This window comes from Nonomuraea soli (genome assembly GCF_013761175.1).
GTDB lineage: Bacteria > Actinomycetota > Actinomycetes > Streptosporangiales > Streptosporangiaceae > Nonomuraea > Nonomuraea soli.
Window position 1 is genome coordinate 147,492 of record NZ_JACDUR010000005.1, and the last position, 20,164, is coordinate 167,655.

General features: G+C 70.9%; 22 protein-coding genes and 1 tRNA gene. 12 read left to right on the plus strand and 11 right to left on the minus strand.

What is annotated here, in order from left to right; translation table 11 throughout:
* Positions 1 to 17 precede the first annotated feature (17 nt).
* Positions 18 to 1,598 (plus strand): FAD-dependent oxidoreductase, encoded by a 1,581-nt coding sequence (locus HNR30_RS24270; RefSeq protein ID WP_246379254.1) that lies wholly within the window; start codon positions 18 to 20, stop codon positions 1,596 to 1,598.
* A gap of 57 nt (positions 1,599 to 1,655) precedes the next feature.
* On the opposite strand, the gene HNR30_RS24275 is transcribed toward HNR30_RS24270, so the two are convergent.
* A complete protein-coding gene (locus tag HNR30_RS24275) occupies positions 1,656 to 2,642 on the minus strand; it encodes an NAD-dependent epimerase/dehydratase family protein (protein WP_220133966.1) in 987 nt (328 codons plus the stop codon).
* Positions 2,643 to 2,716: 74 nt separating this feature from the next.
* Positions 2,717 to 3,496, minus strand: coding sequence for a protein-sorting L,D-transpeptidase LdtCP (locus tag HNR30_RS50265; protein ID WP_181612339.1), 780 nt, complete (start codon positions 3,494 to 3,496; stop codon positions 2,717 to 2,719).
* A 163-nt stretch (positions 3,497 to 3,659) separates the two neighbouring features.
* Here HNR30_RS50265 and HNR30_RS24285 point away from each other — a divergent pair, with 163 nt between their 5' ends.
* Positions 3,660 to 4,424: an APAP(6x)LPVTG-CTERM sorting domain-containing protein gene (locus HNR30_RS24285; RefSeq protein ID WP_181612340.1), complete on the plus strand. Its 765-nt coding sequence runs from the start codon at positions 3,660 to 3,662 to the stop codon at positions 4,422 to 4,424.
* 414 nt (positions 4,425 to 4,838) lie between these two features.
* Here HNR30_RS24285 and HNR30_RS24290 read toward each other — a convergent pair whose 3' ends face one another.
* The 4 genes from HNR30_RS24290 to HNR30_RS24305 form a co-directional block, all read right to left on the minus strand.
* Positions 4,839 to 5,201: a cupin domain-containing protein gene (locus tag HNR30_RS24290; RefSeq protein ID WP_181612341.1), complete on the minus strand. Its 363-nt coding sequence runs from the start codon at positions 5,199 to 5,201 to the stop codon at positions 4,839 to 4,841.
* A 44-nt stretch (positions 5,202 to 5,245) separates the two neighbouring features.
* Positions 5,246 to 5,482 (minus strand): SCO4226 family nickel-binding protein, encoded by a 237-nt coding sequence (locus HNR30_RS24295; RefSeq protein ID WP_246379138.1) that lies wholly within the window; start codon positions 5,480 to 5,482, stop codon positions 5,246 to 5,248.
* 286 nt (positions 5,483 to 5,768) lie between these two features.
* Complete coding sequence (locus tag HNR30_RS24300; protein ID WP_181612343.1) at positions 5,769 to 6,224, minus strand: SRPBCC family protein; 456 nt, start codon at positions 6,222 to 6,224, stop codon at positions 5,769 to 5,771.
* Between the two features lie 382 nt (positions 6,225 to 6,606).
* Positions 6,607 to 6,680: transfer RNA gene (locus HNR30_RS24305), tRNA-Arg, on the minus strand.
* A 116-nt stretch (positions 6,681 to 6,796) separates the two neighbouring features.
* Here HNR30_RS24305 and HNR30_RS24310 point away from each other — a divergent pair.
* From HNR30_RS24310 to HNR30_RS24330, 5 genes are all read left to right on the plus strand, one after another.
* Positions 6,797 to 7,399 carry a PadR family transcriptional regulator gene (locus tag HNR30_RS24310; protein ID WP_181612344.1) on the plus strand — a complete coding sequence of 201 codons (603 nt, stop codon included), beginning with the start codon at positions 6,797 to 6,799 and terminating at the stop codon, positions 7,397 to 7,399.
* A gap of 130 nt (positions 7,400 to 7,529) precedes the next feature.
* Complete coding sequence (locus HNR30_RS24315) at positions 7,530 to 8,474, plus strand: ATP-binding cassette domain-containing protein (RefSeq protein WP_181612345.1); 945 nt, start codon at positions 7,530 to 7,532, stop codon at positions 8,472 to 8,474.
* Positions 8,471 to 9,262, plus strand: a complete 792-nt coding sequence (locus tag HNR30_RS24320) for an ABC transporter permease (RefSeq protein ID WP_181612346.1) — start codon at positions 8,471 to 8,473, stop codon at positions 9,260 to 9,262. The genes HNR30_RS24315 and HNR30_RS24320 overlap by 4 nt, the downstream gene beginning before the upstream one ends.
* Positions 9,263 to 9,342: 80 nt before the next feature.
* Positions 9,343 to 10,125, plus strand: coding sequence for a phosphotransferase (locus HNR30_RS24325; protein ID WP_181612347.1), 783 nt, complete (start codon positions 9,343 to 9,345; stop codon positions 10,123 to 10,125).
* Positions 10,100 to 11,080 carry a cobalamin biosynthesis protein gene (locus tag HNR30_RS24330; RefSeq protein WP_181613024.1) on the plus strand — a complete coding sequence of 327 codons (981 nt, stop codon included), beginning with the start codon at positions 10,100 to 10,102 and terminating at the stop codon, positions 11,078 to 11,080. The genes HNR30_RS24325 and HNR30_RS24330 overlap by 26 nt, the downstream gene beginning before the upstream one ends.
* Here the strand turns inward: HNR30_RS24330 and HNR30_RS24335 are convergent.
* Complete coding sequence (locus tag HNR30_RS24335) at positions 11,058 to 11,801, minus strand: SAM-dependent methyltransferase (RefSeq protein WP_181612348.1); 744 nt, start codon at positions 11,799 to 11,801, stop codon at positions 11,058 to 11,060. The two genes, HNR30_RS24330 and HNR30_RS24335, sit on opposite strands and share 23 nt — an antisense overlap.
* Complete coding sequence (locus HNR30_RS24340) at positions 11,788 to 12,639, minus strand: helix-turn-helix domain-containing protein (RefSeq protein ID WP_181612349.1); 852 nt, start codon at positions 12,637 to 12,639, stop codon at positions 11,788 to 11,790. Before HNR30_RS24340 ends, HNR30_RS24335 begins: the two co-directional genes overlap by 14 nt.
* Positions 12,640 to 12,733: 94 nt before the next feature.
* On the opposite strand from HNR30_RS24340, the gene HNR30_RS24345 reads away from it, so the two are divergent.
* From HNR30_RS24345 to HNR30_RS24355, 3 genes are all read left to right on the plus strand, one after another.
* On the plus strand, positions 12,734 to 13,135 hold the full coding sequence (locus HNR30_RS24345) for a DnaJ family domain-containing protein (protein ID WP_181612350.1): 402 nt from the start codon (positions 12,734 to 12,736) through the stop codon (positions 13,133 to 13,135).
* 175 nt (positions 13,136 to 13,310) lie between these two features.
* Positions 13,311 to 13,658 (plus strand): RNHCP domain-containing protein, encoded by a 348-nt coding sequence (locus tag HNR30_RS24350; RefSeq protein ID WP_181612351.1) that lies wholly within the window; start codon positions 13,311 to 13,313, stop codon positions 13,656 to 13,658.
* Positions 13,658 to 14,023, plus strand: a complete 366-nt coding sequence (locus HNR30_RS24355; RefSeq protein WP_181612352.1) for an RNHCP domain-containing protein — start codon at positions 13,658 to 13,660, stop codon at positions 14,021 to 14,023. Before HNR30_RS24350 ends, HNR30_RS24355 begins: the two co-directional genes overlap by 1 nt.
* A gap of 24 nt (positions 14,024 to 14,047) precedes the next feature.
* Here the strand turns inward: HNR30_RS24355 and HNR30_RS24360 are convergent, their stop codons facing one another.
* Positions 14,048 to 15,079, minus strand: coding sequence for a phosphotransferase (locus HNR30_RS24360; RefSeq protein WP_181612353.1), 1,032 nt, complete (start codon positions 15,077 to 15,079; stop codon positions 14,048 to 14,050).
* A gap of 121 nt (positions 15,080 to 15,200) precedes the next feature.
* On the opposite strand from HNR30_RS24360, the gene HNR30_RS50270 reads away from it, so the two are divergent.
* Positions 15,201 to 17,657 carry a helix-turn-helix transcriptional regulator gene (locus HNR30_RS50270; RefSeq protein ID WP_181612354.1) on the plus strand — a complete coding sequence of 819 codons (2,457 nt, stop codon included), beginning with the start codon at positions 15,201 to 15,203 and terminating at the stop codon, positions 17,655 to 17,657.
* 7 nt (positions 17,658 to 17,664) lie between these two features.
* Here HNR30_RS50270 and HNR30_RS24370 read toward each other — a convergent pair whose 3' ends face one another.
* Positions 17,665 to 18,303, minus strand: a complete 639-nt coding sequence (locus HNR30_RS24370) for a hypothetical protein (RefSeq protein WP_220134040.1) — start codon at positions 18,301 to 18,303, stop codon at positions 17,665 to 17,667.
* A 20-nt stretch (positions 18,304 to 18,323) separates the two neighbouring features.
* On the opposite strand from HNR30_RS24370, the gene HNR30_RS24375 reads away from it, so the two are divergent.
* Positions 18,324 to 18,500 (plus strand): hypothetical protein, encoded by a 177-nt coding sequence (locus HNR30_RS24375; protein WP_181612356.1) that lies wholly within the window; start codon positions 18,324 to 18,326, stop codon positions 18,498 to 18,500.
* Here HNR30_RS24375 and HNR30_RS24380 read toward each other — a convergent pair.
* Positions 18,483 to 20,036: an ABC transporter substrate-binding protein gene (locus HNR30_RS24380; protein ID WP_181612357.1), complete on the minus strand. Its 1,554-nt coding sequence runs from the start codon at positions 20,034 to 20,036 to the stop codon at positions 18,483 to 18,485. The genes HNR30_RS24375 and HNR30_RS24380 overlap by 18 nt on opposite strands.
* Positions 20,037 to 20,164: the final 128 nt, after the last annotated feature.

Here is a 20,164-nt window from a genome sequence, read left to right on the forward strand (position 1 = left end):
ATCCATCAAGGGTGAGGATGCGGTGGGATGTGATCGTGGTCGGGGCCGGGCCCGGAGGGCTGGCGTGTGCCATCGCCGCGGCCGAGGCGGGTGCGCGGGTGCTGGTGCTGGAGCAGGCCCCCGACATCGGCGGGGCACTGCCGTACTCCGGCGGGCACCTGTCGGCGGGCGGCTTCTCCGGGCAGCGTGAGCGCGGCATCGAGGACGACCCGGAGCGGCACTACGCGGACATCGTGCGGATCAGCCGGGGAACCGGGCGCGAGGACCTGACGCGGTTGTCGCTGGCCGAGCAGCCGGCGGTGCTGGAGTGGCTGGCCGGGGGCGGGTTCGTCACCGATCCCGGCACGCCGCGCATCGTGTACGGGCATGAGCCGTACACGACGCCCCGCACCGTGCACGCGACCGAGACACCCGGCGGGCCCGCGGTGCTGGCGGCACTGCGGCGGCTGCTCGAACCGCACGTGGCGCGGGGGCGGGTGCGGGTGGTGTGCGGTACGGCGGTCGCGGAGCTGCTGGTCGAGGGCGGCTCGGGTGGAGGCCCGGGTGGAGGCGCGGACGGCAGCTCGATCGGCGACCCGACGGGCGGCCGGACGGGCGACTCGACCGGCGGCTTGACCGGCCGCCCGACCAGCGGCCCGACGGGCGACTCGACCGGGGACTCCTTAGTCGGCCCCCTCGGCGGCGTCGTCACGGGTGTGATCACCGAGGATGGTCGGCGGTGGGAGGCGGCGGCCGTGGTGCTGGCGACCGGCGGGTTCGGGTTCAACGCCGAGCTCTTCGCCGAGCTGGAGGGCGCACCACTCACCACCTCCGCCGCACCCACCTCCACCGGCTCCGGACTCCTCATGGCCAGGCGGATCGGCGCAGGAGTCCAGGGCGTGGGGCGCTACCTGCCGACCTTCGGCGGCCTCCCACCGGAGTCCGACGACGATCCACGCATCGACTGGATACACCGGCCCCACCTGGTGGCGCAGGAACGCCCGCCGTGGGAGATCTACGTCGATCGGCACGGCCGACGCTGGATCGCCGAGGACGAACCGAGCATCGACCGCAAGGAACGGGCGCTCATGAAGGTGGAGCGGATGACGTTCTGGATGATCTTCGACGCTCGGGCACTGCGGGAGTCGCCCCCGATGGTGCACGGGTGGTCGCCGCAGGAACTGCACGCCGCGTGCGGGCGGCGTCGCGGGGTGCATCGGGCCGGGACGCTGGAGGAGCTGGCGTCCCTCGCCGGAATCTCGGGCCCCGGGCTGGCTGAGCAGGTGCGGCGGTACAACGCGGGGGTGAGGGACGGCGTGGACGAGGATTTCGGGCGCACCCACCTGCCCGCGGTGATCGGCGAGGCGCCGTTCTACGCCGTCGAGAACCGGCCGGTCACGCTGATCACCTTCGCGGGGGTCGACGTGGACTCGCGGCTGCGGGTGCGACGGGAGGACGGGCAGGTCATTCCCGGGCTGTACGCGGTGGGCGAGGTCATCGGGTCGGCGGCCGTCAACGGGAACGCGTTCTGCTCGGGGATGTGCCTCACACCGGCGATGGCGTTCGGGCGGCTGGTGGGCCGATCCCTCGCCCAACGACCGGAATCGGCGTCGGCTTGAACGGCATCGGCGGCATCGGCATCGGCGGGTCTGACGGCGCTGCCAGGCTCTGCGGCTTCAGCGCGTGTCTTCGCCGAACCGGAACCCGGCGGCGCGGAGTCTGGCCGATGAGACCGGCACCACCGGGAGGCGGATCTGGCTGCGATAGGTGAGCCGGGGCAGCCCCTCGGCGTCGCAGATGGCGGCGAACGCTTCGGCGTTGGTGGGCGGGGTCTCCGCGTCCGGGTAGGCGTTGTAGACGCCCGTCAGCCCCTCCGTCACCACGAACGCGAGCGCCGCAGCGGCGTCGCGATAGTCGATGCGGTACAGCAGCGCATCGGCCGCGAATGGCACGGCGCCGCCCAGGTGGCTGTGCGCGAAACGCACCCGGGCCGGGTAGTCGAGGTCCGCTGGGTGCCCATGGACGTCAGGGATGCGCACGACGGCGCCGCCGGGGGCGGACAGGACCGCTCGCTCGGCGGCGAGGTAGGAGCGCGGCGAGGGGTCGGGGCTGTCGGTCGTGGGTGAGCTCTCGTCGAGTACGGCACCAGCGCCCGTGGAATGCCCATCACCGTCGGCACCAGCGCCCGTGGAAGACTCGTAACCGTCGGCACCAGCGCCCGTGGAAGACCCGTCACCGTCGTCGGCATCAACGAGGTCGCCGGGAGCCGCCCGCCCGCCCCCGTCGCTGGGCGCGGCGTCCTTCGATACGCCGCTGCCGTACACCGACCCCGAGCTGGCGAACACCACCCTGTCATGCACCGCCGCCGCCGTACGGGCTGTCGTCACCAGCGTGTCGGTGTACTCCGCCTCCCTCGCCGCGGCGTCGACGGCGCGGGCCAGCCGCGGACCGACCGTCAGCACCACCGCGTCGGCCCCCTCCACGGCCCGCGCGACGGCGGCGCGGTCGCTGCCGCGCAGCACCACCACCTCGGCACACACCGCGGCCAGCTCGGCCACCCGTCCAGGAGTCGTGGTCGTCCCCACGACGACGTGCCCGGCACCCGTCAGAAGCCGAGCGAGCTCAAGCCCCACATGCCCGCACCCGATGACCGCGCACCGCACGACCCACCTCCGGAGGGAAACAGCGTTTCACTCCGGACGATTGTGCGGTGTCACGTCACCCCAGGCAACCGTTCTCAGGGAGCCACCAGGACCGGAGACCCCAGCGGCATCTTCGCCAGCACCTTCAGCGCGCTCGCGGGCACCCGGATGCACCCGTGCGTGACCGCCTTGCCGAACACCTTCTTGTCCGGCCACCCGTGGAAGGCCACCGTGCCGGGCCCGCCGCCGAACGTGTCGAGCGTCGGCGAGTGGGTGCCCAGCGGCAGGATCAGCGGGCTGTACGTCTTCTTCTTCGGCGACATCAGCGCCAGCATGAAGGTACGGCCCGTGGGGGTCGGCGTCTCGGGCCCGCCGATCGCGACCGGCCAGGTGCCGAGCTTCTTCTTGCCCTTCATCACGATCAGCTGCTTGGTGCTGAGCGTCACGATCGCCCGGTGGCTGCTGCGGGCGGTCTTCAGTCCCTTGGACTTGATCCAGCCGGTCAGGTGGTTCGGCTTGCTGGGCAGGAGCACCCGGTACCAGCCCTTGCGCGACTCCATCACCGGCACCCAGGTCTGGCTGCCGAGCTGCTTCGCCGGCAGAGTGGCCACAGGCTTGGCGCCGCCCGGCTGCGCGTAGACGTAGACCGTGCGCACCGGGTGGACGACGAAGCCGCTCAGCTTGCCGTACAGATCGGTGTCGGCGGGGAGCCCGCTCAGTGTCGTGAAGGTCGTCGCCTGGGGCAGCTTGGCGACCGCCTCCGTGGTGGCGGCACTCGTGACAGGCGCGGCCGCGACACCGGCGGGTGTCGAGGCGACGAGGCTGGCGGCGACGAGCGCGGCGCCGATCAGTCGGCGGGGGGCAGCGAGGGGCACGATCGGCTCCAGGGTTGTACGTCACAAACGACACGAATGCCTAACCGTTTGGCCCAGCTGTATAACGGTTTGGAACGTTTCAGTGGTGTGGGTCAACGGATGCGTCATTCTTGCATAGATGAGTCCCATGAGACTCAGCTCTCTTACTCCCCGAGGTGCGGTCGTGACACCCCCAAGACTCTCTTCCTTCAGTCGTCGGCTCACGGCGACCCTCATGCTCGCGGCGGGGGCGCTCGCGGCGCTCGTCGTCTCCACCAGCCCCTCCGCCGGAGCGGCCCTGGGGACCCCGCCCGGCGACAACGGCACCGTCAAGGTCCACGAGTCGACCACTCCTGAGGATGACCCCCGCGATGAACCGCAGGTGTGCGTGTTCTACCTGGTCGGGTCGGGCTTCGACAAGCTCCAGGCGGTCGACTGGGAGATCAAGTCCCACCCGCCCACCGGTGACGGCACTCTGGCGAAGAGCGGAAGCCTCACCCTCGTCAACGGGCACGGCCGTACCGCCGACATGATCCTCCCCAGCGGGCACTACAAGCTGTACTGGGACTTCGTCGGCAGCAACGGCGCGCCCAAGCACAAGACGTTCTGGGTGAAGTGCGGGAACGAACCGACTCCCACGTCGACGCCCACGCAGACGCACACCCCCACCACCTCGCCGACCTGCGGCTGCACGCACACCCCGAAGCCGAGCCACACCCCGACTTCGACCCCCACCACCACCCCCACCCAGACGCCCACTCCCACGTACACCCCGACTCCGACCCACACCCCGACCCCCACGCCGACGGTGACCCACACCGGCGGCAAGGGCACCACGGTGACCAACACCTGGGTCGACTGGAGCGAGGACGTGCCGGAGACGGACGAGACCCCCAAGCCCGCCCCGACCCCCACGCCGGTGAAGACCTCCGTCCCCGTCACCGGCTGACATTCGGCGCATGAACGAAACGAGGGCCCGGATCGGAACACGATCCGGGCCCTCGCCTTTGCGCAGCTGACGAAGCGGGCTCTTCCCCTTCCCAGGCTGCGAGGTCTTCGGACGGCAGACATCACCCAGGCTCTGGCCACGCTGCACGCACATCGTTGATCGCCTGGCAGGCACCAGCGCGGCTCTCCCCCAGGGCGTCCAGCTCCCGGTGCGATGCCGACCTGTTGCCTCGGGCCATGGCGGCTCAACCCCTGCGGTCAGTACAACACCTAGAACCGCCTCGGCCACCCACACCCCCGCGTAAGGCCGGCCCCCGTTGGATGGGCGTTCCACCGCGGGCCTGCCGCCTTCGCGATCACCCCCCCGTGCCCGTACGGCGGAGCGGACGGCTCCGCCGTACAACGGAAGGCCGCCTCAGCCCGACGGGGCCTTGGCGTACTCGTCGGCGCCGCCGGCGAAGTCGTAAGCCACGGCCTGCTCGTCGCCCACCACCCAGGCGTCGTGCCCGGGCGGGCAGACGAACACGTCGCCGGGCCCCACTTCCGACTCGGTGCCGTCACGCATGCGCAGGTGGATGCGCCCCTGGACGACGAACCCGTTGTGGTGGACCTCGCACAGCTCGGTGCCGGCGATCGGCCCGACCGACTCGGACCACTTCCACCCCGGTTCCAGCGTGATGACGCCGAAGCTGAGACCACTCAGCCCCAGCACATCGAGGTGGCCGCGCGGAAAGTCACGGCGTTCGTCCGGCTTGTCGATGTTCTTGATCTCGATCATGCTCTTCGTCCCCTTTCACACCGGCGGGGAGAATGTCCGAGCAGTCAGATGGTCAGCGGCACGGGGTGGATCTCGTCGGCCGGGTGCCCCGCACGCTGGTGGATGCGCTGGACGGCGTCGGCGTCCGGCGCCTCCGACAGGCAGTAGACGAGCCCGGAGTCCGGGTCGGCCCACGCCTGCTCGAAAGTGACCTGCTCTTCCCCTTGGATGGCCAGGTCGGCGTCGTGGGCCTGCTTGAGCTGGTCCGCGGTGATGCCGGTCATGCCATGGTGGACATCCATGAATTTCATGGTTCCTCCCGGTTCATATCCATCCCAGCGTAGATCCGACCCACGCCACCGGTTCCCCTCTGTTGGTTCAAGCCTGTCCATGGTGGAGCCAGGTCACGCCTGGATCCGTAGCGACTGCATCCCGGCATTCCAGCAGGTGCTGTCCAGCGATCCCTCCGCCTGCTCCGCCGCCGACTGCCGCCACCCCTGAGACAGACCTGTCGGCGGACCCGCCGACAGCCGGGACTGCCAAGCGCGCAACGCACCACCTCGGCAATTCCGATCCGCCGTTCAATGATCATGTGGCCTCAGCGGCGGCCTTGACGTGCTCGTTCCGCACCCGGAGGAGCCGGGGCATATACCAGTTGAGCACAGCACGCTCAGCGATAGCCCCGAGCGGCCCGAGCGGTGCGGCGAACTCGACGCAATCTCGCATCACTGTGCCGCCCTTCCCGTCCGGCTCGAAGTGGTGTGCGTGGTGCCACCGTTTGAACGGACCGGACATCTGCTCATCGACGAAGTAGCCGGGCGGATCGTAGGCGCTGATGACAGAGGTCATGCGCCAGCGCAGGCCGAAGTGCCTGGCCTGCCAGGTGACGGTGTCACCCAACCTCAACCGACCCGAAGTGACACCATCGATGGCCCGCTCGCCGGAGCCGGCCATTGAGGCTGTGTGAACCTCGACTTCCAGCGAGACGGCGAAAACGCGCTGAGGAGGCGCCGCAACAGCTGTGGTGATCTCAAAGCGCGGCATCTCCTGACCCTACTGCCAGGCATGACCGCCTTCCCGCTCCGCTCGTACGTTCTCGGCGAGCGAGCACAGGCGCCGAGATCCCCATCTCACCCGTCCGCACGAGAAAGGCACCTGGCCGCATGCCGGCGACCCGACCCCGCAACCAGACCGCCACCGCGCCACCCGACCGGCAGCGACCGGTCTGTCACAACATCCGCTGCATAGCGTTGCTGACCGACTTCTCCAGAGTCACCGCAGCCGTTCCTGACTCCCCAACTGCGGGCGGACATTGGGCGAAGGCACTCGAAAACGATCATTGCCAGCCGTAGACGGCCGGATGCACGAAATCCCCACTCGACCACGAAGCAGCAGGCCAGTGGGATTCCCAGTGCTCACACAAAAGCGCGCCCTGCAGGATTCGAACCTGCGACCGTCGGATTAGAAGTCCGATGCTCTATCCAGCTGAGCTAAGGGCGCCCACGCATCATTGTGCATGATCCCACACCTAGCCACGAACTCGATTACCCATCCATCTTGCGATGTATCGCGTCTCCGTACATACTCGAAGTCGAGTATTCGACCAGGAGGCGCCCATGCGATCCAGGAGCAACCCCCTCGCCCTGGCCGTACTGGCCCTGCTGTTCGAAGGTCCGATGCATCCGTACGAGCTGGCCACCACCATGCGGGAGCGCCACAAGGAAGAGAGCATCAAGCTCAACTACGGCACCCTCTACTCCGTCATGCAGAGCCTCGACAAGCGGGGGCTGGTCAGGGTGAAGGAGGTGGTCCGCGAGGGCAGGAGGCCCGAGCGGACGATCTACGAGATCACCGAGGCGGGGCGCGTCGAGATGATCGACTGGCTGAGTTCCCTCATCGCGACGCCCGCTCAGGAGTTCACCGACTTCGAGGCCGGGCTGTCGCTGATCGGGGTGCTGGAGCCGGAGATCGTGCTGCGGCTCCTGGAGGAGCGGCTGATGCGGCTGACCCAGCAGGTCCAGGGGCAGGAGGCGATGTACGAGTCGGCGCTCAAGGACGGGCTGGCCAGGCTGCTCCTGATCGAGATGGAGTACGTGATCACGCTGCGCCGGGCGGAGCTGGCCTGGCTGCGTGAGCTGGTCGGGCAGTTGCGCGACGGCACGCTGGAGGGGCTGGAGCTCTGGCGGGAGTGGCATCGGGAGTCGGGCGAAACACCCTGACACACACGAAAGAAGAGCCCCGGCGCCGGTGTTGCAGCACCGGTGCCGGGGCGGAAGGTTCCGCGTGGAGGCGAAACCCTCGGGCAACCTCAGGATAGCTCTCCACGCCCTGACACCAGGAAGGGCGACCATGCCGGCGATTGCGGCACGGGGGCTGGTCAAGACGTACGGGAAGCAGCGTGCGCTTGACGGCCTGACCATCGAGGTGCCCGAGGGCACCGTGTTCGGCCTGCTTGGCCCCAACGGGGCGGGCAAGTCGACGACCATCAAGATCCTCACCACCCTGACCGCGCCCGACTCGGGCACGGCGCACGTGGTGGGGCACGACGTGACGAGGAACCCGGGCCGGGTACGGCTGGCGATCGGCTGCGTCTCGCAGAAGATCAGCGTCGACCCGTGGGCGACCGGCAGGGAGAACCTGGTCCTGCACGGCGGGCTGTACGGCATGCGCCCGCGTGACCTGAGGCGGCGGGCGGACGAGCTGCTGGAGCGCTTCGATCTCAAGGCGGCGGCCGACCGGCTGACCAGGACCTACTCCGGCGGCATGCAGCGCAAGCTCGACGTGGCGATGGGGCTGATCCATCGCCCGAAGGTGCTCTTCCTCGACGAGCCGACGACCGGGCTGGACCCGGAGGCGCGGGCGGCGATGTGGACGGAGATCGCGGCGCTCTCGCGTGACGAGGGGCTGACGATCCTGCTCACCACGCACTACCTGGAGGAGGCCGACAAGCTGGCCAGCACGCTGGCGATCGTCGACCGGGGCCGGGTGGTGGCGCTGGGCACCCCGGAGGGGCTCAAGAGCGAGCTGCGCGGCGATGCCGTACAGGTAGAGCTGGCCGAGGCCGGCGACGCGATGCGGGCTCAGCGGGCGCTGGAGCGGCTGACGACGGAGATCACCGCGGCGGGCAGGTCGCTGCGGGCCAGGGCGGACGACGGGGCCGCTGCCGTGCCCGCCGTGCTGGCGGCGCTCGACGCGGCCGGGGTGGCGGTGCTCTCGGTGACGGTCGCCAGGCCGTCGCTGGACGACGTGTATCTGCGCCACGCGGGCCGCGTCTTCGAGGAGGTGGCGGCATGAGCACGATCACTGCACGGCCCGAGCCGATGGTGCGAGGGCAGTTCGTGCGTCACGCCGGATATTTCATGACCAGGGGGTTGCGTGCCCTCCTGCGCCAGCCGATGTTCGTCGTCATCACCCTCATCCAGCCGATGATCTGGCTCCTGCTCTTCGGCCAGCTCTTCCGCCGCATCGTCGAGCTGCCCGGCTTCGGCGCCGGCGACTACCTCGACTTCCTCCTCCCCGGGGTCCTCATCATGACGGCCCTGTTCAGCAGCGGCTGGAGCGGGGCGGCGTTCGTCGACGACATGGAGCGCGGCATCATGGACCGCGTCCTGACCACCCCGGTCAGGCGCGGCGCGCTGATCACCGGCTCGATCCTCCACAACGCGATCGTCTACGTGGTCCAGGCGTGCATCGTCCTGGTCACCGCGTGGCTGATGGGCGCGACGATCGGTCCTGGTGTCCTGCTGGCGCTGGTCGCGGCGATCCTGATGGTGGCCGGGTTCGCGAGCCTGTCGAACGCGATCGCGCTGCTGGCCAGGACCACCGAGGCGCTCATCGGCGCCACGCAGTTGCTGGTGCTGCCGCTGATGTTCCTGTCGTCGACGATGATGGCGGAGCAGGTCATGCCCGGCTGGATCGCGACGGTGGCGGCCTACAACCCGGTGAACTGGGCGGTGGTGGCCGCCCGTGAGGCGATGGCGGGCACCGTCGACTGGCTCCACCTGGGCCTGCTCGCGGCGCTCACGCTGCTGCTGGGATTCGCCAGCACGCGGGCATTCAGGGCATACAACCGGTCTCTGTAGCAAAAGATAGATAACAACGGCTCGCGTCTGGCGGAAAACGCCAGGCGCGAGTCCCTGAGATGGCTTTATGCTCTTCTGCCATGGTCACGGCGCTCGTGCACGAGATCCCGCTGCGAGGCGGAGACGTGACGGACGGCGTGGTGCGGATCGGCGACACCGTCCGCAGACCGGCCTGCCCGTCGACCCCCAACGTGCACGCCCTGCTGGGCCACCTCCACCGCGCCGGCTTCGACGGCGCTCCGCGCGTGCTCGGCTTCGACTCGCGCGGCCGTGAGGTCGTCACCTACGTCGAGGGCGTGGCGGGCCTGACCGACGACGCCGCGAGCGACGAGGCGCTCAAGGGGCTGGCCGTCCTGCTGCGCGAGTTCCACGACGCGACCGCCTCGTTCCCGCTGACGTTCGACGGCTGGGAGGGCGGCTCCAACGACGACGGGCCGCCCGAGGTCATCGGCCACTGCGACCTCACGCCCGACAACGTGATCCTGCGCGGCGCGACCCCGGTGGCCTTCGTCGACTTCGACCTGGCCCGCCCCACGACCCGGCTGTTCGACGTCGTCACCACCCTGCGGCACTGGGCTCCGATCGCCGACCCCGTCGACCGGCCCGCCGTCCTGCGGGACATCGATCCCGGTCCTCGCATCAGGCTGTTCTGCGACGCGTACGGCCTGCTGCCCCGCGAGCGGCGCCGCCTCATCGAGCTGTCGCGCCTGCGTTTCCACCGCTCCTACGCGGTCATGCGCGAGCGGGCCGCGCGGGGCGGGGCCTGGGCCACGATGTGGTCGTCGGGCGCGGGCCAGCGCATCAGGCGGGCCGCCGCATGGCTGGATGTACACGAAGATGAACTTCGTGCACATCTCGTCTAGAGCACTCAGCGTCACGCAACACCCCGTTTCTTCCAGAGCGCTCGGCCTGGCCCTGGGGGTCGCGCTCGACGCCGCCTTCGCCGACCCGCGCCGCGGCCACCCGGTCGCCTTCTTCGGGCGCGCCGCCGCCGCTCTGGAGCGCAGGCTGTACGGCGACGCGCGCGCCAACGGCGTGGCCCATGTCGCGATCCTCGTCGGCTCGGCCACCGCCCTGGGGGTCGCCGCGGAGAAGGCCCCGCCGGTGGCCAGGACCCTGCTGACCGCCGCCGCGACGTGGGCGGTGCTCGGCGGCACGTCGCTGGCGCGTGAGGGCGAGCACATGGCGGGCCACCTGGAGTCGGGCGACCTCGGTGCGGCCCGCGAGCGCCTGCCGCACCTGTGCGGGCGGGACCCCTCGCACCTGGAGGCTCCGGAGCTGGCCAGGGCGACCATCGAGTCCGTCGCCGAGAACACCTCCGACGCCGTCGTCGCCCCCCTGTTCTGGGGCGCGGTCGCGGGCGTGCCCGGGCTGCTGGCCTACCGCGCGATCAACACGCTCGACGCCATGGTCGGGCACCGCTCCCCCAGGTACGAACGGTTCGGCTGGGCCGCCGCCAGGACCGACGACGTGGCCAACTACCTTCCCGCCCGCCTGACGGGGTTGATCACCGTCGCCGCCGCCCCCGATCGCCGCAACGCGCTGGCCGTACTGCGCAGGGACGGCCACCGCCACCCCAGCCCCAACTCGGGCCGCTGCGAGGCCGCCTTCGCCGGCGGGCTGGGCATCACGCTGGGCGGGACCAACGTGTACGGCACGCGCGTCGAGCACCGTCCGGAGCTGGGCGACGGCCGCAAGCCCGAGGTGGGCGACATCAGGCGGGCGGTACGGCTGGCGCGCAGGGTCTGCCTGGGCGCCGCCGCGGTGGCCGTGACGGTGGCGGCGCTTCGCGGGCTCACAAACGCGCGACGGCGGTGAGCCAGCCGCAGTGCTCGGGCACGATCGCCGGCCCGGTCCCGTCGGGCCGCCACTGGCTGACCCAGGCCAGCCCGGGTTCGACCAGCTCCAGCCCGTCGAGCAGCTCCTGGCACTCCCGCACGGTCCTGAAGGTCAGCCCGAGCCGCATGTCGCGCACCGTCGCCCGCACCTCCTGAGGGAAACCGTCCAGGGAGCAGAGCGTGAGCCACAGGAAGCTGCCCGGCGCGAGGGCGGCCCGGTAGGCGGGGACCGGGGAGTGGGCGACCTCGTGCATCGACAGCACCGCCGCGGCGACGGGCCGGTCCCAGTCGAGGAAGGGGTGGCCGAGGGCGTCCTCCGGGTGGCTGATGTCGCAGTCGGCGATGCGCACCCGGTCGGAGGTGAACAGGGCGCGGGCGTGGCCGAGGGCGAGCGGGTCGCGGTCGGCGTAGACGACGCGGGCCAGGGGGTTGAGCGGGAGGATGGTCGCGTGCGGCGGCAGGGCGCTGGGCAGGCCGCTGCCGACGAGCAGGAACTGGTCGATTCCCTGGACCGCCAGATAGCGCACCACCCGGTGCACCTGCTGGTGGTGGGCGATGAGCGCCTGCGCGGTCGTCGGGCTCAGCGCGCGGGTGCTGGCCAGGGCGGCACGATCGGCGCCGAGGTTCTGCTTGCCGCCGAGCGCGGCGTCGTAGATGCGTGCCGAGCTGGGCCGTGACAGCAGGTCCTCAGGTCTGTCCACTGAGCTGCTCCCTGATCTCGGTCAGCACCTCGACGGTGACGTCGGCCGGGTGGGCGGAGATGTAGAGGCGGGCGAAGGCGACGTGGTAGTCCTCGACCTGCTGACGGTCGGAGACCATCCGGGGTCCGTGCATCATGTGCAGCGTGAGCAGGTCGGCGCGCTGTGCCTCGGGGAAGCGGGTGAGGGTGAAGGGGGCGCCCTGGTAGAGGTACTGGGTGACGGCGCTGGGCCGGGTGATCTGCAGGGTGACGCGCGGCTCCTTGGCGGCCGCGATGAGGTGGTCGATCTGGGCCAGCCGTGCCTCCACGCCTGCCAGGGGCGGGTCGAGCAGGGTCTTGCGGTCGAGCACCACCCAGAGGGTCGGCGGCTCGTCGCGGCGCAGCACCTGCTGGCGCTTCATGATGAGATCGGCGCCGCCGCGGATCTTCTCGGGGGACGTGCCGGGATGCTGGAAGGCGCGTACCGCGGCCTCGGCGTAGGCGCGGGTGTGCAGCAGGGACGGCAGGTAGTGGGGGCCGTAGCTGTAGATGAGGCTGGCCCGGTCCTCCGCGTCGAGCGCGGCGGCCATCCAGAGCGGGATGGGCGGCTCGTCGAACCAACCGGGCGATCGTTCGCCGCGCACCAGCGACTGCAGGTGCTGCGCCTCGTGCCAATCGTGCACGCCGTACAGGGCCAGGAGCCTGCCCACCTCCTGCTCCCCCAGCGGGTGGCGGCCGTGCTCGGCGGCGGACAGCTGGGCCAGCGTCAGCCCCACGGCCGTGGCGGCCTCCTCCATCCGCAGGCCGCGGCGCGTGCGTAACAGCGCCAGGTGGCGGCCGACCAGTGTCTCTGCTTTCACTTCAACCTCCGCTGGACGAGCCATCGCAGCGTACGGCAGGCGCCACACAATAACCCGAGAATCCTTCAGTTTCCTGACTTTGTAAGCTGACCCCATGACGGACCGCAAGCCCCTGGGCATGCCTTTCGAAAGCTGGATCGACAAGCAGATACGTGAAGCGACCGAGCGCGGCGAGTTCGACGACCTGCCTGGCACGGGCAAGCCGCTGCCAGGGGCCGGTGAGCCGCTCGACGACCTGTGGTGGGTCAAGCAGAAGGTCCGCGACGAGGGGCTGAAGCTGCCCCTGCCCCCGACTCTCCAGCTGCGCAAGGACGCCGAGGTGGCGCGCGAGGAGGCGCTCGGCGCCCGCTCGGAGACCCAGGCGCGGCAGATCGTCGAGGAGATCAACGCGCGCATCTCCAAGGCGCTCAGGACCGCGATGTCCGGTCCCCCGCTCAACCTGATGCCCTTCGACGCCGACGAGATCGTCAGGGAGTGGCGGGCCCGCCGCAAATAATGGTTGGCCTCGCGCTCGGCCCGCTTGTTACGCTCCCGGCGTCCCTGCCGGAGCCGAAACGAGGAATGGTCTATGACCCAGCCCGCGCCGAGCGCGCCTTTCCACCACAGCTGAGAAACGCACGCTCGGCCTTCCTTGCCCCCTTTCTTCTTTCAGAGAGCAAGGAGCTCCGGCGTTGTCTGCCCATCTCATCGACACCTTCGTCTGCGAACGTTGCGGCCTGACCGTCTCGGCCGGCGCGCCCGGCGGAGGGCGTCGCGATCACTGCCCCACCTGCCTGCACTCCCTGCACGTCCTGGACCGGGTCCAGGGCGGCGCCTCGGAGTGCCGCTCGCGCATGGCACCCATCTCCATCGCGGTGCTGCGGGGCGGCGAATGGATGATCATCCATCGTTGTTCGCGTTGCGGAGAGCTGACGTCCTCGCCGGTCCGCGACGACGACAACCAGCTCATCCTGCTGCGCATGGCCGTACGGCCGCTGTCGAACCCGCCCTTCCCGCTCGAAGCGCTGGGCAGGTTGTGATGCCGCGCCGTAAGGACCGCGAACGGCGGCCGCAACGCAGCAAGATCAGTACGGGTCCCGACACCTTCAGGTGCGTCAGCTGCCGGCTGGACGTGCCGTTCGAGGCGCCGGGCACCGCACATCGCAACCACTGCCCGAACTGCCTGACCAGCCTGCACCTGGACCGCCGGGTGCCGGGCGACCGCCAGGCGGCCTGCCGGGGGCGCATGCACCCGCTGAGCCTGTCGGTACGGCACGACGGCGAGTGGATGCTCATCCACGAGTGCGTCTCGTGCGGCGAGCTCAGCGCCAACCGGATCGCGGGCGACGACAACGCGCTCGCGCTGGTGCGCATGGCCGTGGCCCCGCTGATGGCCAAACGCTGACCGTCAGACGCTGATGGCCAAACGCTAGAGCCCGCGCCCGAGATCCACGATGAACCTCGCCAGACCCGCGCGGCGGCGGAAGAACTCGTGGAGCTCGGGCGTGGGTGGCTCGCCGAGCCGGTCCAGGGGCAGCGCCATCCAGGCGCTGCGCAGGACCAGCGAGGCGACGTAGCCCTCATAGACCTCCTTGTCCGGAAATATCGCGGAATAGGAGTCGAGGATCGCCTCGTGGATCGCGGGCAGCTCCGCCGGATCGACCAGGCCGTCATTGGCCTGCCCGACCAGCAACTGCCCTAGATCGAAGCCGATCACCGTGGCGTACGGCCAGCTCCAGTCGATGGCCACGAACTCGGCCGACCCGTCCGACGGCACCAGCAGGTTCTGCGGGCAGGCGTCGCCGTGCGCGCGGAAGTGCGGCAGCCGCTCCGACAGGGCCAGCAGGTCGGGGATGCGGTCGGCCAGCGCCAGCAGGTCGGCGTGCAGCAGCGGATCGACCGCGGAGGCGACCAGCGGATGCCGCCAGAACCCCGGATCGCGCAACGCCGGCAGGCAGGCGTTCTCGACGGGACCGGACAGGTAGTACCGCATGCCCAGGTCGGCCTCCCCGGCCGGGCTGAGCGCGGCGAGCTCGGCCAGCAGCCGCGCCGCCCGGCGATATCGCGGCAGGTCCCACCCATCGGACGCCTGCTCCACGTCCTCCATCCAGATCCGCAACCGGTCGTCGCCCAGGTCCTCGATCAGATAGATCTCGGGCAGCCTGAGCCCCGGCGGCAGCGGCGGCGGATCCAGATACAGGTCGGCGTCGGCACGCCACGGGTAGTGCGCGACCGCCCTCTCCCGCTCCTCCACCGGGATCTGCCGCAACAGCGGGGCATGCTTCATCGACTCGATCGTCTTGGACATCACCGACCACGGCCGGCCGCCTGCGGTCACGCCGCTGAAGCGCAGCAGCTCCCGCGTTGACAACGCCGCGAACGGCAACGACTCCCGGTGGTGCCCGGCGATCTCCGCGCCAGGATCCCCCACGCACACCCTGACCACATCCCGCAGGCTCATGATCTGACGATCCCGTTTCTCGGCGTGCCCGCGCATGAGTAAGCCATACTCAAGTGTGTGGCCATTCTGCGGGCGTAGCAGCCAGGTCTCGGCGATCAGGTCGGCATCTCACGGCATCGTCGTGGCCGGTCCGCCCGGCGCGGGCAAGAGCCGTCTGGTCTCCCACGCGCTCGGACAGGCTCCCGTCCCCGCCGCCTGGGTGCGCGCCACCGAGGCCGCCGCCGCGCTGCCGCTGGGCGCCTTCGCCACGCTCCTGCCCGCCGAACCACCGCGGGGCAACCCTCTGGGATGGGCCGCCGCCGCGATCAAGGCGCCCCTCGTGGTCGTCGACGACGCCCACCTGCTCGACTCCGCCTCCGCCGCTCTGCTGCACCACCTCGTCGTGCACCGCCGTACGAAAGTCGTGGTGACCGTACGCACCGAGACGCCCGCCCCCGACGCGGTGCAGGCGTTGTGGAAGGACGACCTGCTGCCCCGCCTCGACCTGAGCCCGCTCACCGAGGAGGAGACCGCCGAGCTGCTGGCCGCGGCCCTGCGCGGCCCCGTCGAGCCCACGGCAGTCTCGCGGCTGTGGCGCGCCAGCGACGGCAACACGCTGTGGCTGCGCGAACTGGTGCTGTCAGGGCTGCTGGCCTGCGACGGCGGCGTGTGGCGCTGGCGCGGCGAGGCCACCATGACCCCGTCGCTGCGCGAGGCCATCGCCGGCCGCATCGGCGAGCTGACCGGCGACGAGCGCGAGGTGCTGGAGTTCCTCGCGTACGGCGAGCCGCTCGGCGCCGACCTGCTGGCCGACCTGGCTTCCGAGGCCGCGGTGGAGCGCCTGGAGGACCGGTCGCTCGTGGCCGTCGACCGCGACGGCAAACGCCTGCAGGTACGCCTCGCGCACCCGCTCTACGGCGAGGTGATCCGCTCGGGATGCGGGCTGCTGCGCGCTCGCGGCCTGATGCGCCGCCTGGCCGACGCCGTCGCGGCGGCCGGGCAGCGGCGACGTGAAGACGTGCTGCGCGTGGCCGTCTGGCGCCTCGACAGCGGCGCACCCGCCGACCCCGGCCTGCTGCTCGCCGGATGCGACAGGGCGCGGGTGACACGCGACCTGCGGCTGGCCCTGCGCCTGGCCCGGGCCGCCGTCGAGGCGGGAGGCGGAGCCGCGGCCGGCCTCGCCCTGGCCACCGTGCTCTTCTACAGCGACAAGTACGACGAGTCCGAGCAGGTCTTCGCCTCAGCCGACCGCCTCGGCCTCTCCCCCGAGCAGCGCATCGACTGCACCGTGCACCGGGCCTTCAACCTCTTCTTCGGCCTCGGCCGCGTCGACGACGCCTTCGCCCTCATCGACAGCGTGCGCCCCGGCGACCCCGAACTGGCCCTCGGCCTGCTCGGCACCCGCGCCTCCCTCACCGCCGCCGCCGGCGACCTGGCGGGCGCCGAGACCCTCATGCGGCGCATCATCGCCTACGACCTCGCCCACGGCTCGCGCGGCGCCCGCGCCCACGGCGTCACGCGCGCCGCGATCCTCCTCTACCAGGCGCGCCCGTCCGAGTGCCTGGAGCAGTCCGCCGCGACCGCCGCCGACATCGCCCGCGAGCCGCACGGTCTGCCCAGCCTCACCTCCAGCCTCCTCGACAGCGTCGCCCAGGCGCACCTCGTGCTCGGCGACCTCCAAGCCGCCGCCCGCGCCGCCGACGAAGGCCTGCGGCTCGGCGGCGAGTTCGGCGCCTGGCCCCGCGTGATCCACCAGTTCGGCGCCCAGCAGGCCCGCGTCCTGCGCATGCGCGGCCGGGTCCGCGAAGCGCACGACCGTGCCCGCGAGGTCTGCGCCTCCCTGCCCGAACGCGGTCCGCTCGCCGGACCCTGCCTCGGCGAACTCGCCCACGCCCAGGCCCTGCTCGGCGACGCCGCCGGCGCCGCGGAAACCCTCGAACGCGCCGACGCGATGGCCCTGCCCGTCGGGCCGCCGTACGTCTTCCCCCTGGAGAGCGCCCGCGTGTGGTCCCTGGCCGCACGCGGCGACCTGTCGGGCGCGGTGTCGGCGTCGCTGGCGCTCGCCTCCACAACCCTGCCGTGCTACGAGGCGTTCGCCCTGCACGACGTCGTACGGCTCGGGCAGCCGGCACTCGTCGCGGCCCGCCTGGACGCCTCGCGCGCCGAAGGGCCGCTGCTGTCCGCCTTCGTCCGGCACGCCCACGCGCGAGACGGCGGCGCCCTGGTGGAGGTCGGAGGAGAGTTCGAGCGGCTCGGCTGCGTGCTGTACGCCGCCGAGGCGTACGCCCAGGCGGCCGTCGCCTACCGCCGCGCCGGCGCCACCCGCGCCGCCCGCGCCGCCGAAACCCGCGCCTGGCAGGTGGCGCAGGCATGCCAGGGCGTGCGGACGCCCGCCCTGATGGGGCTGGAGCTGCCGGACCTCACGCCACGGCAGCGGGAGATGGCCCTGCTGGCGGCGCAGGGGCTGAGCAACCGGGAGATCGCCGAGCGGCTGGTGCTGTCGGTGCGGACGGTGGCCAACACCCTGGGGGCGGTGTACGAGCGGACGGGGGCGCGGGATCGGAGGGAACTGGCGGAGTTGTTGATGGGGAGGGAGTGAGTTCCTTTTACCGGGGAGGGACCATGCTGTGGGGGACGCCCACGGTGATCTCGTTGCCCAGCTTGTAGCCCCCCGTCAGTTCCAGGTCGTCTCCGCTCCAGAAGCGCCCCGGGTCGTACCAGTTGGCCTTGCGCCCGCCCTCGAGCAGCCCCATCGCCTCGTACGTCACCGCCACCACCTCCGCGCAGTAGGCGCTTTCCAGCACCCGCTCGCGCGGCGGGCGCCGGAGCTGGGGGAGGCGGCCGCGGGCCCAGCGGGTGGCGAGGCGGGCGGTGGAGGGGAACGGGGTGCCGTCGAGCCGGGCGACGGTGCGCAGCGCCGCGTCCTCCATCTCGGCGGTGGCGAGCGGTTCCAGTTGCCGCAGCCACGCGCGCTGGCCGTACCTGTTGCCCCACACGAGCACCGCCGAGCGCAGGTCGTGGAGTTGCACGCCGCGGTGGTGGGTGCCCGACCACAGGTCGAGCAGCGACTTGCCGAGCTCCGCATGCCACATCATGGGTGGCAGGTCCTCGACGACGATGGCCATGCCGACGTGGTTGACCGGGCTGTTGGTCATCGTCTGGATGGCGCGGTCGGGCACGGAGCGGCCACGGAAGATCCAAAGATCGCCGGTGCGGGTCTCGTTGACGGCTTCGTCGAGTGTCAGCACACCGCTAGCCTAAGCAGATGCGAGGTCGTTGGTGGAAGATACTCGGGCTGGCGGGGGTCGCGGGCGTGGCGGCGACCGGGGTGGTGATCGCGCGGGCCGAGCGGCGGCGCCGGGCGTACACCCCTGAGGAGATCCGGCTCAAGCTGCGTGAGCGGGCCGCGGACGATGCGCGGGAGTCAGGCGGAGGGGCGTAGGTCGTAGACGAAGACCACGTCCGGGTAGGCGGGGTTGTCGTGGTAGCCCTGCACTCCTGCGGCGTAGGACCGGTTGTAGGTGACGACCCAGGGCACGACGGCGACCGCTTTCACGTCGAGCAGCAGCCGTGTGAGCTCGGCGTAGGCGCGCTCGGCCGAGGCGGCGTCGACGGCGGTGAGTTCCGGAAGCGAGTCGATGAGCGCGTCGATCTGCGGGTCCTGCAGGTAGGTGAGGTTGAACACGGGCGGGTCGGCGCTGCGGAAGACAGGCCCGAAGTAGGAGTAGGCGTCGGCGTAGTCGGGCCACCAGTACATGACGAAGATGTCCTGCCCGCCCTGCTTGCCCTGTTCCCATTGTTCGAGCCAGGGCATGGCGCGGGCGTCGAGGGTGACGTTGAGTGCGCGCATTGTGCGGCGCAGCGAGGTGACGAGCTGCTGCTGGTCTTCGTCGCCTTCCGCGTAGGTGAGTGAGAGGGTGAGGGGTCGCCCGCCCGGCCCGTAGCCCGCGGCGGTGAGCAGCCGGGTGGCGGCCTGGAGGTTCTGGCGTGGTGCGCGGCGCTTGACGTGGCCGGGCAGGCCTTCGGGGATGATGCCGCTGGCCGGGGTGACGGCGCCGGCGAGTTTGCGTGTCAGGCCGGAGTAGTCGATGGCCCGCTGGAGCGCCTTGCGGATGCGCACATCGGTGAGCGGGCCGAGGCGGGTGTTGAACAGCAGCGTGAGCACCTGGTAGGAGGGCGCGCGGGAGGTGCGCAGGCCGCCCATGCGCGCGGCTCTGCCGTACCTGAATCTGTTGATGCGCGGCACGAAGGTGACTTCGCCGGTGAGCAGCCCGGTCCACTGGTCCTGGGTGCTGGGCACGACGCGGAAGGTGATCTTGCGGTAGTGGGGCCGCTCCCAGCCTCCCCAGTAGCCGTCGAAGGCGGTCAGGACGAGTTCGTCGGCGGCGCCCTTGGTCCAGGTGGAGACGGTGTAGGGCCCGGTGCCGCCGTCCTTCTTGCCTGCCGGGTCGATGCCGGCGGGGTCGTAGATGTAGGCGGCGTAGGTGGAGGCGACGACGAGGTCGAACGGCACGGCGTACTTGAGGACGAAGGTGACGGTGAGCGGGTCGTCGACGACGACGGAGGAGACGGGGCCCCAGATGTAGCCGGGTTCGCCGTTGCTCGACATGGTGCGTTCGACGGCTTCCTTGACGGCGGCGGCGTCGAGCGCTCTGCCGGTGTGGAAGCGTACGCCGGGGCGGAGTTTGAAGGACCAGGTCTTGCCGTCGGTGCTGGCCTTCCACGAGGTGGCCAGGCGGGGTGCGGCCTTCTTGGAGACGGGGTTCCAGAGGGTGAGCGTCTCGTAGATGTTCTGGAAGGCCACGATCTCGTTGGAGTAGGCGGTGGCGGGGTCCCAGTCGCTGATCACGTCGACGTTCTCGACGTACACGAAGGCGGGCGTGCGTGCGGTGGGTCGCCGCTGCGGCTCCACGGTGGGGGCGGCGCTGCAGCCGGCCATGAGGAGGGCGAGCACGAGGGCGACGAGGCGGGCCTTCATGATGTGCCGCAACCTACCGCACAAGTGCCGAAAAATCGGGACTTCTGGTGATCAACTTGCTATTCTCGTGAGGTCCAAAACTGGGGGTGCCCATGGGCCGTAGCCGAACGATCAGAACGAAGATCGTC